The sequence below is a fragment of the Microbacterium testaceum genome, from assembly GCF_020781835.1.
GTDB classification, from domain to species: Bacteria; Actinomycetota; Actinomycetes; order Actinomycetales; family Microbacteriaceae; genus Microbacterium; species Microbacterium testaceum_H.
On the sequence record NZ_JAJGNJ010000001.1, the window covers coordinates 223,613 to 237,164 of the forward strand.

A 13,552-nucleotide genomic window follows, 5' to 3' on the forward strand; every position below is an offset into this window, starting at 1 on the left:
CCGTGGCCATTGTCTCACGCGTGCGCGCGGGCTCGCGAGCCGCCGCGGCACACCCTCAGCGATCCGCACCGGATCAGCGGCATCCATCCGAATCGGACTGAGGTTGCGCGAATCGCGGAGCCACGGCGACGTGGAGCGTCACCGAGACCGTCCGTGTCCGCAGGCCGTGGGAAGATGACGGCGATGTCTGCAACCCTGGAGAACTCCGTCGTCCTCGACGAATCCGCCGGCGTCGTCCGCATCCTCGATCGCCGCGTGTTCCCCGCGCGGGTGGAGTGGGTGGATGCCACGACCCCCGACGAGGTCGCCGCGGCGATCCGCGACATGGTGACCCAGAGCTCCGGGCCCCTGTACGCGGCGAGCGCCGGCATGGGCCTCGCCGCGCTGCAGGCGCGCGGGCTGCCGCTCGGCGAGGCGCGCACGGCGCTCGGGCGCGCCGGCCGGGCCCTCGCCACGGCGCGTCCCACGAACGCCCACCCGCGGGACGCCGTCGCGCGCATCCTCGCCGCGGGTCGCGACGCCGACGACACCGATGCGCTCGTGGCCGCCACCCTCGAGACCGCGGCCGCGGTCGATCGTGACTACCGCGAGGCGAGCCTGCGCCTCGGCCACGCGACGCTGTCGCTGCTGCCGGAGGCGCCGCGCATCCTCACGCACTGCTGGGCCGATGCCTATCTGTTCGGCCTCGTCGCGGCCGCGCGCGAGGCCGGTCGCGAGATCGAATGGGTCGCGACCGAGACACGCCCGTACCTGCAGGGCGCCAGGCTGACCGCGCACTCGCTGCGCGAACTCGATCAGAAGGTCACGCTCATCACCGACGGCATGGCCGCCGCGGCCCTCGCCTCGCCGCGGGGCGTCGGCTCCGGACCCATCGACGCCGTCGTCACCGCGGCCGACCGGGTCGCGTTGGACGGCTCGGTGGTCAACAAGGTGGGAACGCTCGCCCACGCTGCCGCGGCGGCGGCTTTCGGCATCCCCTACTACGCGATGGTCGAGGCGCCCGACCCGGCTGCTCCGACCGGCGCCGACGTCGTGATCGAGGACCGAGACCCGCGCGAGGTGCTCGAGGTGCTCGGGCAGCGCACCGCGAGCCCGCTCGTGACGGACGCCTGGTACCCCGCGTTCGACGTCACGCCGCCGCGACTGGTGACGCGCATCGCCACGAGCCGCGGCACGTTCGACCCCGCCCGGGTGGGCGAGCACTTCGCCGCCGACCCCGCTGCGGTCGCTTCCGATCCCGCCCCGGCGCTCCGCCGCCGACGCTCCCCCGCCGAGCCGGCCCCGGTCGCCGCGACCGTGCAGCCCGACACCGTCGCCTTCCGTCCCGTATCCGCTTCCCCCGACGAAGAACCCCAATGACCGCCATCTCCGCCGACGTCGTCGTTCTCGACATCGAGGGCACCACCAGCGCCGCAGGCTTCATCCTCGGCGACCTGTACGACTACGCCCGTCCGCGCCTGGACGCCGTCCTCGGACGCGACGACGACACGGTCCGGGCCGCCCGCGCCGACGCGATCGCCGAGACGGGGCTGGATGCCGACGCCACCGATGCCGAGGTCGCCGACGCCCTGCGCGAGCTCATGGCCTCCGACGTGAAGTCGACGCCGTTGAAGACGATCCAGGGCATCATCTGGGCAGAGGGCTTCGCCGCGGGCGAGATCCACTCGCAGTTCTTCGCGGACGTGCCGGCGCGACTGCGGGAATGGCACGAGGCCGGCATCCGACTCGCCGTGTACTCGTCAGGCTCGGTCGCGTCGCAGGTGCCGTGGTTCCGACACGCCCCGCAGGGCGATCTCACCCCGCTCGTCGAGGACTTCTTCGACACCGTGAGCGCCGGCCCCAAGAAGGAGTCCGCCTCGTACGACCGCATCGCGGAGGCGCTCGGCGTCGCACCCGAGCGGGCGTTGTTCCTCACCGACCACCCCGACGAGGTCGCCGCGGCGCTGGCCGCGGGGTGGCAGGTCGTCGCGCTCGACCGGGCCGGGGAGCCGTGGCACGGGTCTGCCTTCGCGGCGCCGTCGGTGGCATCCTTCGACGAGATCGAGCTGACCCGGTGACCCTCCCGCACCCCGACCGTGTGCGCGCGGCGGGCGCCGCGCTGGCCGCCGAGGCCTCGCGGTTCTCGAGCTACGGGTGGATGCGCGGGACATCCGGCAACCTGTCGGTCGTGGTCGACCGCGATCCGCTCGTGCTCGCCGTCACCGCCTCGGGCCTGGACAAGTCCGAGTTGACCGATCGCGACGTCGTGCTCATCGGCGCCGACGGAACGGCTCTGGACCCCGCGGACACCCGCCCCCCGTCCGCCGAGGCCGGGCTGCACGCGCACATCGCCGCACGGACGGGTGCCGGTGCGGTGTTCCACGTGCACGCGTTCGACGCCGTGGTCGCCGGACATCGATGGCCCGGGGGCGTCGAGATCCGCGATATGGAGATGCTCAAGGGCATCGGCCATCGCGCGCATGACGAGACCGTGACGATCCCGGTCATCGCCAACGACCAGGACATGACCGTCGAAGCCGCCCGCTTCGACCGGGTGTACCGACCCGCGACCGCCGAGGTCCCCGAGGTGCCCGCGCTCATCGTCGCGAGCCACGGCATGTACGCCTGGGGCGCCGATGTTCCCGCCGCGCGCCGTCACCTCGAGATCGCCGAGTGGCTGCTGCGCTTCGCGGTCGCGACGCGCTGACGTCCCGGCACCCGGCCCGCGCCGCTCCCCGCTCCCACCTCGCGATGAACGCGGGGAGCGGGGGTCGACGGCGGTGACCCCCGGCGCGGAGCCGCGCGCTAGCGGGTGAGCGTCAGCGCGCGGGCCTCGCGCTCCCACGCCTGCGTCGCCATCTGCACGGCGTCCCACGGCGAGCCCAACGGCGGCGTGTACGACAGGTCGAGGTCGCTCATCTCGGCCACCGTCATGCCGTGGTGCAGAGCCGCGGCGTAGGTGTCGACGCGCTTGGAGATCTCCGCGCCGCGCGTGCCGACGAGCTGGGCGCCCAGCAGTCGCCCGTCGCGGGTGTCTCCCGTGACCCGGATGCTGATCGGGGTGGCGCCCGGGTAGTAGCGCTTGTGGTCGTCCGCGATCGCCGTGTGGCTGTGCGGTGCGTAGCCCGCGGCCACCGCCTCGTGGTCGCGCAGGCCGGTGCGCGCGGCGACGACGTCGAACACCTTCACGACCTGCGTGCCGAGGCTGCCCGCGAACCGGGCGTCGCCGCCGATCGCGTTCTCGCCGGCGACGCGGCCCTGCTTGTGCGAGGTGGTCCCGAGCGGCAGATACGTGACGCCGAGGAGACGGTGGTGGGTGACCACGCCGTCGCCGGCCGCCCATACGTTCGGCAGCCCCGTGCGCATCTGCTCGTCGACGACGACCGCCCCGCCGGCGCCGGTCGAGGCCCCCGCCGCGGTGAGCAGCTCGGTGTTGGGGCGGACGCCCACGACCACCAGCACGAGGTCGGCGGTGTACGTGACGGGCTCGCCGTGGTGCGTGCCGGTGATGGTGAGGCGGCCGCCCTCGCGGGCGACAGAGGCCACGCGGGTGTCGGTGCGGACGTCGACGCCGTGCCGGGTGAGCTCGTCGTGGACGAGGGAGCCGAGCTCGGGGTCCAGGGTGGACAGCACCTCCGGGCCGCGCTGCAGCTGGGTGACGTGGAGCCCCCGGACGGTGAGGGCCTCGGCCATCTCGAGACCGACGTACCCGGCGCCGACGATGATCGCGCTCTGGGGCTCGCGCTCGTCGAGGTAGCGCTCCAGCGCGAAGGTGTCGCCCATCGAGTGCAGGAGGTGCACGCCGTCGTCGGGTCCGAGCTCGTCGAGCCCCGCGATGCCGGCGGTCGCGGGCGAGGCCCCGGTCCCGACCATGAGCGCGTCGTAGGGAATGGTCGACTCGGTGCCGTCCGCGGCGCGCACGGCGAGCGTCTGGCCGGCGACGTCGATGCCGGTGGCGAGGGTGTCCAGGCGCAGCGTCATGCCCGTGGCCTCGAGGTCGGCGTGGGTGCGGTGCGCCAGGGACTGCCACGGCTGCACCTCCCGAGAGAAGAAGTACGGGATGCCGCAGATGGAGAAGTTCGGGTACGCGTCGGCGACCACGACCGTGACGTCGACGGAGGGGTCGAGCTCACGGGCGCGCAGCGCGGTGGAGATGCCGGCGTCGCTTCCGCCGATGGCAACGAGGTGCATGAGGACCTTTCAGGATCGGGATTCGAGGTGCACGGGGGTCACGACCTCGCCCGCGGTGCGGGCGGCGGTCGGATAGAACACGACCACGAGCGCGAGCCCGAGGGCGGCGCCGGCGAACTGGGCGAGGATGAACGGGGGCACGGCCGCGGGCGCGATGCCGGCGAAGGTGTCGGTGAACGCCCGGGCGATCGTCACCGCCGGGTTGGCGAACGAGGTGGAGCTGGTGAACCAGTACGCCGCACCGATGTAGGCCCCCACCGCGGCCGCGGTGGTGACCCCGCTCGAGGTGCGGGCGAGGGCGAAGATCAGGAGCACGAGTCCCGCGGTGGCCACCACTTCTCCCACCAGGTGGCCGCCGGTGGCGCGCTCGTTCGCCGAGAAGGCGGGCGCGACATCGAACATCACGCCGGCGAGGAGCGTCCCGGCGGTGCCGCCGAGGATCTGCGCGGCGATGTAGGGACCGAGGTCGCGCAGCGGCAGGCCGGTGCCCGACCGGCGCCCGAGCACCCCGTCGGCGATCGACACCACGGGGTTCAGGTGCGCTCCGGAGACCGGCCCGAGCATGAGGATGATCACGGCCAGACCGAGAGCGGTGGCCAGGCTGTTCTCGAGGAGCTGCAGCCCGACATCGTCCGGCGACAGGCGCTGCGCGGCGATGCCGGATCCGACGACCACCGTGACAAGCAGCCCCGTGCCGACGAACTCCGCCACCACCCGGCGGAGCAGGTGGGGACGACGGGGTACGGAGGCGGATGCGGTGGGGGTCACGGGCTCATCTTGACCCGCGGCATATGGTTCAGTCAATATTGAGGCAATGAACGTTGAGAGAAATTCGGACCCCGAGGGCCGCGCGGCCCGGCACGCCGCGCTCGGCGACCCGTCGCGCCTGCGGATCGTCGACCTCCTCACCCTCGGCGATCTCTCCCCGTCGGAGATCCGCGCGAGCCTCGGTCTCCCGTCCAACCTCGTCGCGCACCATCTCAACGTCCTGGAATCGGTGGGGATGGTGGAGCGCTCCCGATCCGAAGCCGACCGTCGGCGCAGCTACGTCCGCCTGACGGAGGCGGCGCTGACCGGGCTCACCCCCGGGCGCACGGAGCGCGCGCGGCGCGTGGTCTTCGTGTGCACCGCCAACTCGGCGCGGTCGCAGCTCGCGGCGGCCCTGTGGGCGACGCACAGCTCGATCCCCGCCGCCTCGGGAGGCACCCACCCCGCCGACCGGATCGCCCCGGGCGCGGTCGCGACCGCCGAACGACACGCCCTCACCCTTCCCGCCGGGGCACCGCAGCGACTCGACGCCGTGCTGACCGGGTCCGACTTCGTCATCACCGTGTGCGACACCGCGCACGAGGAGATCGGGGTCACCGGCGACCTGCACTGGTCGATCCCCGACCCTGTCCGCGCCGGCACAGACGACGCGTTCGATTCGGCCTACATCGAGCTGGAGCGCCGCATCAGCGAGCTCGCCCCCCGACTCACCGACCACTGACACCCGAAGGAACCCCCGTGAGCGCCACCCCCGTCCCCACCGTCCTGTTCGTCTGCCAGCACAACGCCGGTCGCTCCCAGCTGGGCGCCGCTCTCCTCGAGCATCTGGCGGCCGACCGCTTCACGGCCACCTCCGCGGGCCTCTCGCCCGCCGTCGAGGTGAACCCCGCCGTGGCTGCGACCGTCGCCGAACTGGGGATGGACATCACCGACCGCATCCCCCGTCACGTCACGGAGGACGACCTCGAGACCGCCGACGTGGTCGTGCTGATGAAGCCCGGCCTCGCGCTCCCCTCGACCCCTCGCGGCGAGGTGCTGGAGTGGTCGTTCCCCAACCCGGAGTCCTGGGATGCCGAGGCGGTGCGGCCCCTGCGGGAAGCGGTGTCCGAGAAGATCCGGAGCACACTGCTCGCCCGCTGACCCGGGGCGGTCGAGAGCGGGCGTTGCCTCAGGCGAGGGTCGCGAGCGTGCGAGCGGTGAGCGTCCGCGGGTCGGCGTCCTCCCGCCGAGCGGTCCCGAGCGTCCGTGCCGCCCGCAGCACGAAGCGGGCGGCCCGCGCACGCTCCTCCTCGGGCAGCGTCTGGATGTCGGCGACCTTCGAGAACCCGACGATGCGCCGCACGGCCTTCGCCGCGCCGTAGATCGCCGCATCCGACCGGGTCCGCGCCAGCGTGTGCTCGAGCACGTCGTCGCCGTAGACCCGCGGATCGACGCGCTCGGGCCACCGACGGCGGAACTCGGCTTCGAACGCGTCGACGAGCTCGACCGGCAGGCTCAGCAGCGTCTCGGCATCCGCGGTCCGACCGATCACCTGGGCGCGGGCAGCGGCGATGATGAGGTTCGCCCACACGGCCCCGAGGTCGAAGCCGGTGGGACCGTACGTACCGAACTCGGAGTCGAACGCCCGCACCGACTCCCCCTCGGCGCGGACGAACACCGAACCCGTGTGCAGATCGCCGTGCAGCAGGCTCTGCGTGCTCTCCTGGAACCGCTGCTTGGCCAGGCCGATCTCGCGCACGAACGCCGCATCGGCGCGGAGCTCCCGCACGTCGTCGTCGTTCGCGGGCAGCCAGCCGTTGTGCTCGTGGTCCACGTACGGCTCGGTGAACACCAGGTCCTCGGTGATCTCGCTCAGCTCGGGGTTGGTCGCGGCGGCGATCGCGCGCCGACGCTCCGGACCCGGCGTCCCGAAGACGCTCGTGGCGAAGCCGACGGCGCCCACGTACGCGCCGAGGTGCGCCGCGGCGTACGTGTGCAGTCGGCCGGCATTGAGCTCGCCGCGCCACACGGCGTGGTCGCTGAGGTCCTCGATCGACAGCGCGAGGGCCTCGGCGTCGAAGCCGTGGAACGCGGGCACGTGCGCCGGGTCGATCCGTTCGTGCACCCCGAGGACGACGGCTTCGCGCGCCGCACGCTCACGCGTCAGCGGCCACGACGGGTCGACGCGCACGTGCGGCAGCGACTGCTTCACGACGACGCCGTTGCCCGCGGCATCCTTCACGATGAAGACCAGATTGAGGTTGCCGTCGCCGACCTCGTCGACCGAGACGATGGATGCCGGGTCCACCGGCCCCGACAGGTGCGGCCGCGCAGCCAGGTACGCGGGGACCGTCTCGACGGTCAGCTGATCGGTGAGGAGAGTCATGATGCGGTGGTGCTCCCGGCGACGATGGTGGTCTTGCGACGGCGGAACGTGAAGCTGAACAGCAGGGCCACGAGCAGCACGAGGCCCTTCCCGAAGTCCTGGATGTAGTACGGCAGACCCATCATCGAGAACCCGGTGACCATCACGGCCACCAGGACCGCGCCCAACGCCGTGCCCCACGCGTTCGGACGCCCGATCCCCAGCACCGAGACGCCCACCAGCGCGACGGCCACGGCGTCCAGCAGCAGGCTGTTGCCGGCCGACACGTCGCCCTGACCGATGCGGGCCGCGAGCACGAGACCCGCGATCGAGGCCAGGATGCCACAGCCGATGTAGGCCGCGGCCCGGTAGGCGCGGACGCGCACACCGGCGAGCCGCGCCGCCTCCGGGTTGGAGCCGACGGCGGCGAGCGCGCGCCCCCAGCGGGTGCGGTCGAGGACGAACCAGAGCACGACGGTGAGCCCCAGGAACAGCACCACGGGAACCGAGACCGGGCCGATGAACCCGCGGTCGAACCACAGGAAGTCCGGTGTGAAGCGGCCGGGTGCCGTGGTGCCGTCGGCGAGGGTCATCTGCGACGAGATGGACTTCCCGTCGACGATGATGAGCTTCAGCCCCACGACCGTGAACATCGTGGCCAGCGTCGCGAGCAGGTCGGGGATGCGCGCGAAGACGATGAGCGCGGCGTTGATGGCGCCGATGAGTGCGCCCGAGAGCAGGACGACGCCGACGGCGATGCCGCCGACCTGGTTCGCGATCACCATGGTCCACGCCGCGATCGACACCGCGAATCCGGCGTTCGCTCCCACGGAGAGGTCGAGGCCGCCCACGGTCATCGCGAGAGTCACCCCGAGACCGGCGATGCCGATCGGAGCGATGTACTTCAGCATCCCGACGAGGTTCTCGCCACTGGCGAACGCCGGCTGAGTCACGGCGAAGAAGACGATGAGCAGCACGGTGACGGCGACGAAGCCCCACTTCGCGACGGCATCCACGATCCGGGAGCCGACGCCGGGGCGTGCGGGCGCGGAGACGGAGGTCATGCGGTTTCCTTCCGGTGGCCGGGGTCGTCCAGCAGGGCGGCGACGATGCGCGCGCGGTCGAGCACGCCGGCGGGGGTGTCCAGGACGATGCGCCCCGAGACGAGGACGACGATGCGGTCGGCGACGTCGAGGATCTCGTCGACGTCGCTGGAGAGCACGAGCACCGCGGCCCCCTCTGCCGCGCGCTCGCGGGCGGCGTCCCCGATGCGGCGGCGCGCACCGATGTCGACGCCGCGGAACGGTTCGTCGAGCACGGCCAGGCGCGGTCCGGTGCGCAGCCAGCGTCCCACCACGACCTTCTGCTGATTTCCACCGGACAGGTCGTCGACGCGAGTGTCGGCCGAGGGCGCCACGACGCCGTAGGCGTCGATCACCTCATCGGCGGCGGCGCGCTCGCGGGCCGGGGAGACGACGCCCCACCGCGAGATCTGCCGCAGGACCGGCAGGCCCACCGTGCGACCGATCGACCAGCCGGGCTGGATCCCCTGGCGCTGACGGTCCTCGGGAACGAGGACGACCCCGGCCGCCTTTGCCACCGCGGGCGATGCGGGCCGGTAGGGCGCACCGTCGAGCCGGAGTCGGGCGGTTCCGGCGGGACGGACCCCCGCGAGGAGTTCGGCGAGCTCGGTCTTGCCGGCGCCGAGCAGACCCAGGATGCCGGTCACCTGCCCCGCGGCCACCTCGAGGCTCAGCGGCTCGCTCCCGGGCAGCAGCACGGCGCCGTCGACCGACAGCACCTCCGCACCCGCGGGCAGCGGCTCGACGATGTGCTGCTGCAGCTCGGTGGGGATGCCCAGCATCGCCTCCAGGGCGGCGCCCCAGTCGAACGGACGACCGGCGTCGAGCTCGAGGCGACCATCGCGAAGGACGACGATGCGGTCGGCGAGCCGCTCGATCTCGCCGAACCGGTGGCTGACGAACAGGATCGACAGGCCCTCGTCGCGCAGCACGCGCAGCACGGCGAAGAGGCGATCGGCCTCCGCCGCCGTGAGCGCCGACGTGGGCTCGTCCAGGATCAGCAGGCGGGGGGTCGAGCGCAGGGCCCTGGCCAGCACGAGCAGCTGGGCGTCGGAGGTGCCCAGCCGCGCGGCATCCGCTCTCAGGACCTCGTCGGACCACGACAATCCGAGGCGCTCGAGGGCCGCCCGCGCCACGCGCTCGGACGCGGCGCGGCGGACGAGGCGGTGGCCGCCGGCGGCGAGGTCGGTGAGGGCGAGGTTGTCGGCGACGCTCAGGCCCGGGACGATCCCGTCGGCGATCCGCTGGTGCACCGTCTCGATGCCGGCGCGGCGGGCGCGGGCGGGAGAGGTGAGGCGCAGGTCGTCGCCCGCGACCGCGATGTGCCCGGTGTACCCCGCGTTGGCCCCCGACATCGCGCCGATGAGTGTCGACTTGCCGGCGCCGTTCGTGCCCAGCAACGCCGTGATGCTGCCCGGGTGCAGGTCGAGCGAGACGTCGCGGAGGACCTGGTTGGTGCCGAAACGCACGCCGACGCCGCTCAGGCGGACGACGGGGACGTCGTCCGCCGGAGCGGCGTGCGAGAGCGGTGAGGTCATCCGGAGACGGCGGGCAGCCAGTCGGCGATCACGGTGTCGTCCAGCAGCAGCGACGGCTCGGCCTCACGCAGCTGCGACACGTTGGTGATGCCCTTCTCGATCAGGAAGTCGCGGGTGATCGTGACCGCCGGGAACTGCACCGCATCCTCGGTGAGCTCCCCGGCGAGCTTCAGGGCGAGCGCGCGCACGACGCCGGCGCCCACGGCCGACGGATCGGTCGCGCTGGTGGCCACCCACGGGCTGCCGTCGGCGATCATGACCTCGATGTCGGCGTTGGAGATGTCGATGCCGTAGACCTTGACCTCGTCCTGCAGGTTGTTCTGCACGACGGCCTGGACGACGCCCTTCGTGATCTCGTCGTACGGGGCGAAGATCGCCTGCACCCCCGGGTTCGCCTTGAGCGCGGCGTCCACGAGCGGGATGTTGTCGGTCGCGGTGGACTCGGTCACCTTGCCGGTGAAGAAGAGCTCGTCGAGACCGTTCTCGGCGACGACCTCGTCCCAGACCTTCTTGCGGCGGTCCAGCGGAGCGTAGCCCTCGGCGCTGACCAGTCCGACCTTCGCGCCCTGCCCGTTGTCGGCCACGAGCTGGTCGAGCACACCCTGCGCCATCGACGCATCCGACTGCGAAGTCACGACGACACCGTCGGTGTTCTCCAGCGCCAGGTCGTACACGACGACCGGGATGCCGGCATCCACCGCTTCGCGCACACGCGGCTCGATCGTGTCCGTCTGACCGTGGTCGACGATGATCGCATCGGGGGCCGCGGCGATCGCCTGCTCGAGGTCCGAGGCCTGCTTCGCGTTGTCGTTGCGAGCGTCGTAGACCGTGAGGTCGATGTTGATCGCGGCGGCCTGGGCCTTGGCGCCCGCGGTCCACGCGGTGAAGTAGTCGCCGGCACCCGACTGCTGCACGAGCGCGACCTTGAGCGGTTCGCCGTCGAACGGGGCGGGAAGGTTCTCGGCCTTCTGCACGGGGGCTGCGGAGGCGGCCGGGGCAGCGGTGTTCTGCTGCGCGCAGCCGGTGAGGGCGAGGGCGGCGATGCCGACGGTGGCGACGACGGCGGCCCAGCGGTGGGAGCGAACGGACACGGGGTTCCCCTTCGGAAGAGGTCGGGTGCAAAGGGCCGCGGCGGATGCTGTGGTGCGGCGGCCGTCGAGCAGTCAAGCAGTGGTGCCCCGCGCCGACGGATCGAGGTTGCGCTTTGTTACGGGGCACCACGTCGAGAACGCCCACGAGGACCGGGGCGGGCGAGACAATCGGATCGTCCCGACCGCATTCGTCCGAGAGGAGGAGCCGTGACGCTCCTGACCGTCTGGAAAGAGACCGACCCGAGCACGCCCGTGCTCGAGACCACCGACGAGGCTGAGATCCGCGCGGCCCTCGCCGAGCTCGGCGCCCGCTTCTCCCGCTGGGAGGTCAAGGACGTGCCCGCCGGCGCGTCGCAGGACGAGGTGCTCGCGCTGTATTCGGCCGAGATCGACGAGGTCAAGGAACGCGAGGGGTACACGCTCGTCGACGTGGTCGCACTCGACCCCGCGCAGGCCGACTACGACGACCTGAAGACGCCGTTCCGCCAGAAGTTCCTGTCCGAGCACAAGCACGACGACGACGAGGACCGCTACTTCGCCCAGGGCGCCGGCGTGTTCTACCTGCACGCGAACGACAAGGTGCACGCGGTGTACTGCGAGGCGGGAGACCTCATCTCGGTGCCCGCCAACACCACGCACTGGTTCGACATGGGCACCGCCCCGCACTACGTGAGCGTGCGCTTCTTCCACGACGACGACGGCTGGGTCGGCCACTTCACGGGCAGCCCGATCGCCGAGTCGTTCGCGACGTTCGACGAGCTGCACGCGCGCCGGGCTCAGCTGGTCTGACGCCGGCAGCGCCCGGGTTCGGGGCGCGATCCTTCGTCCGGGGTGCGATCCCACCGCGCCCGGCGGAGGATCGCGCCCCGGACCTGTTTCAGCCGACGCGCCGCAGCGCGAGCGCCGCCCAGGCGATCGGCGGCAGGGTCGCGTGCAGGACACCGTCCTCGATGCGCACTCCCTCGAGCGGGCGGGTCCGCACGCGATCGGGGTGCTCGAGGGTGTTGCGCGCGTACGGGTCGCCGTCGTGCAGGAGGTGCGTCTCGACGAGCTCCACCGCGCCGAGGCCGCTGACGTCGACCGCGACCTCGATCGGCTCCACCCGCCCGCGGTGCACCAGGAACAGCGCGGCGGCGCCCGTCTCGGCGTCGTGGGTGGCGACGGCATCCACCGCCGGGACCGCCCCGTACTTCGCCGTGTCGATCGCGCCGGCCTCGACCTGCACGCGCAGGGCCTCGCCCCGGGCGAGACGGGACGTGATCGAGAACGGGTAGAACGTCGTCTGACGCCACGACGGGCCGCCGGGCTCGGTCATGATCGGCGCGATCACGTTGACGAGCTGGGCCAGAGAGGCGGATGCCACGCGGTCGGCGTGCTTGAGCAGCGAGATCAGGAGGCTGCCGAAGACCACGGCATCCACCGCCGAGTAGACGTCCTCCAGCAGGCGCGGGGCGACGGGCCAGTCGTCGATCGCCGTGGGCTTCTCCGATGCCACACGGTCCATGTACCAGACGTTCCACTCGTCGAACGAGATGTCGATCCTCTTGCTGCTGCCGCGCACCGCGCCGACGTGGTCGGCGGTCGCGACCACGGTGTCGATGAAGTGGTCGGTGTCGACCGAGGACGCCAGGAACGAATCGATGTCGCCGTCGTGCTCCTGGTAGTAGGCGTGGCACGAGATCATGTCGACGTCGTCGTACGCGTGCGTGAGCACGATGCGCTCCCATTCGCCGAACGTGGGCATCTGCGCGCCCGAGGACCCGCACACGACGAGCTCGATCGTCGGGTCGAGCTGTCGCATCCCCTTCGCCGTCCGCGCGGCGAGCGTGCCGTAGTCGTCGGCGGAGCGGTGGCCGAGCTGCCACGGTCCGTCCATCTCGTTGCCCAGGCACCACACGCGCACGTCGAACGGCGCCTCGCGGCCGTTGTCGATGCGCCGTTGCGACAGGGTCGTGCCGCGGGGGATATTGCTGTACTCGAGGAGGTCGATCGCCTCGAGGGTTCCGCGCGTGCCGAGGTTCACCGCGAGCATCAGCTCACTGCCGGCCTTGTCGAGCCAGTCGACGAACTCGTGCAGACCCACCTCGTTCGTCTCGGTGGAGTGCCACGCGAGGTCGAGGCGGCGCGGGCGTTGGTCGCGCGGCCCGACGCTGTCCTCCCAGCGGAACCCCGAGACGAAGTTGCCGCCGGGGTAGCGGATCATCGAGACGCCGAGCTCGCGCACGAGCTCGAGCACGTCCGTGCGGAACCCCTGCTCGTCGGCCTCGGGGTGCGAGGGTTCGTAGATGCCGTCGTAGACGTGGCGTCCGAGGTGCTCGACGAAGCCGCCGAAGAGGCGGCGCCGTACGGCCCCGATGGGGAAGCGGGCGTCGACGGTCAAACGGGCGGTGGTCATCGTTGCTCCTCCGGTCGTTCTCGACGGTACCCGCGGCGGCGCCCGCGGTAAAACGTTTTCGAAACGGACGGGGCTCGCGTGCCGCGCCGAACGCACACGATCGGGTCGAGCGCATACGCAACGGACGCTCGGAACGTGTGCGCTCGACCGGAACGTGTGCGCTC

13 protein-coding genes are annotated in these 13,552 nt (G+C 72.1%); 6 read left to right on the forward strand and 7 right to left on the reverse strand.

The annotated features are described in order from the left end of the window. Positions 1 to 183: 183 nt before the first annotated feature. From LL239_RS01100 to mtnB, 3 genes are read left to right on the forward strand one after another with little or no spacing between them, the layout of a single operon-like run. On the forward strand, positions 184 to 1,359 hold the full coding sequence (locus LL239_RS01100; protein WP_228161589.1) for a hypothetical protein: 1,176 nt from the start codon (positions 184 to 186) through the stop codon (positions 1,357 to 1,359). Next, on the forward strand, positions 1,356 to 2,057 hold the full coding sequence (gene mtnC / locus LL239_RS01105) for an acireductone synthase (RefSeq protein WP_228161590.1): 702 nt from the start codon (positions 1,356 to 1,358) through the stop codon (positions 2,055 to 2,057). Before LL239_RS01100 ends, mtnC begins: the two co-directional genes overlap by 4 nt. After that, the gene (gene mtnB / locus LL239_RS01110; protein ID WP_228161591.1) at positions 2,054 to 2,686 is read left to right on the forward strand and encodes a methylthioribulose 1-phosphate dehydratase; all 633 of its coding nucleotides are present in this window, start codon (positions 2,054 to 2,056) and stop codon (positions 2,684 to 2,686) included. The genes mtnC and mtnB overlap by 4 nt, the downstream gene beginning before the upstream one ends. A gap of 98 nt (positions 2,687 to 2,784) precedes the next feature. Here the strand turns inward: mtnB and LL239_RS01115 are convergent, their stop codons facing one another. Together LL239_RS01115 and LL239_RS01120 are read right to left on the reverse strand one after the other, a co-directional pair. Beyond that, positions 2,785 to 4,170 (reverse strand): FAD-dependent oxidoreductase, encoded by a 1,386-nt coding sequence (locus LL239_RS01115; RefSeq protein ID WP_228161592.1) that lies wholly within the window; start codon positions 4,168 to 4,170, stop codon positions 2,785 to 2,787. A gap of 9 nt (positions 4,171 to 4,179) precedes the next feature. Beyond that, a complete protein-coding gene (locus tag LL239_RS01120) occupies positions 4,180 to 4,938 on the reverse strand; it encodes an aquaporin (protein WP_228161593.1) in 759 nt (252 codons plus the stop codon). A gap of 46 nt (positions 4,939 to 4,984) precedes the next feature. Here LL239_RS01120 and LL239_RS01125 point away from each other — a divergent pair, with 46 nt between their 5' ends. Next, positions 4,985 to 5,659, forward strand: coding sequence for an arsenate reductase/protein-tyrosine-phosphatase family protein (locus tag LL239_RS01125; RefSeq protein WP_228161594.1), 675 nt, complete (start codon positions 4,985 to 4,987; stop codon positions 5,657 to 5,659). Between the two features lie 17 nt (positions 5,660 to 5,676). After that, positions 5,677 to 6,078, forward strand: a complete 402-nt coding sequence (locus LL239_RS01130) for an arsenate-mycothiol transferase ArsC (protein WP_228161595.1) — start codon at positions 5,677 to 5,679, stop codon at positions 6,076 to 6,078. A 28-nt stretch (positions 6,079 to 6,106) separates the two neighbouring features. Here LL239_RS01130 and mtnK read toward each other — a convergent pair whose 3' ends face one another. Genes mtnK through LL239_RS01150 form a run of 4 tightly spaced genes read right to left on the reverse strand, consistent with a single transcriptional unit; the run spans position 6,107 to position 10,993 of the window. Then, a complete protein-coding gene (gene mtnK / locus LL239_RS01135; protein ID WP_228161596.1) occupies positions 6,107 to 7,303 on the reverse strand; it encodes an S-methyl-5-thioribose kinase in 1,197 nt (398 codons plus the stop codon). Then, positions 7,300 to 8,346 (reverse strand): ABC transporter permease, encoded by a 1,047-nt coding sequence (locus LL239_RS01140; RefSeq protein WP_228161597.1) that lies wholly within the window; start codon positions 8,344 to 8,346, stop codon positions 7,300 to 7,302. Before LL239_RS01140 ends, mtnK begins: the two co-directional genes overlap by 4 nt. Further along, positions 8,343 to 9,902: a sugar ABC transporter ATP-binding protein gene (locus tag LL239_RS01145; protein WP_228161598.1), complete on the reverse strand. Its 1,560-nt coding sequence runs from the start codon at positions 9,900 to 9,902 to the stop codon at positions 8,343 to 8,345. Before LL239_RS01145 ends, LL239_RS01140 begins: the two co-directional genes overlap by 4 nt. Then, entirely contained in the window at positions 9,899 to 10,993 is a 1,095-nt protein-coding gene (locus LL239_RS01150; RefSeq protein WP_228161599.1) for a substrate-binding domain-containing protein, read from the reverse strand. The genes LL239_RS01145 and LL239_RS01150 overlap by 4 nt, the downstream gene beginning before the upstream one ends. A gap of 207 nt (positions 10,994 to 11,200) precedes the next feature. On the opposite strand from LL239_RS01150, the gene LL239_RS01155 reads away from it, so the two are divergent. Beyond that, positions 11,201 to 11,782, forward strand: coding sequence for a 1,2-dihydroxy-3-keto-5-methylthiopentene dioxygenase (locus tag LL239_RS01155; protein WP_228161600.1), 582 nt, complete (start codon positions 11,201 to 11,203; stop codon positions 11,780 to 11,782). Positions 11,783 to 11,870: 88 nt separating this feature from the next. Here LL239_RS01155 and arfA read toward each other — a convergent pair whose 3' ends face one another. Continuing rightward, positions 11,871 to 13,388, reverse strand: a complete 1,518-nt coding sequence (gene arfA / locus LL239_RS01160; protein ID WP_228161601.1) for an arabinosylfuranosidase ArfA — start codon at positions 13,386 to 13,388, stop codon at positions 11,871 to 11,873. Between the last annotated feature and the right edge of the window lie 164 nt (positions 13,389 to 13,552).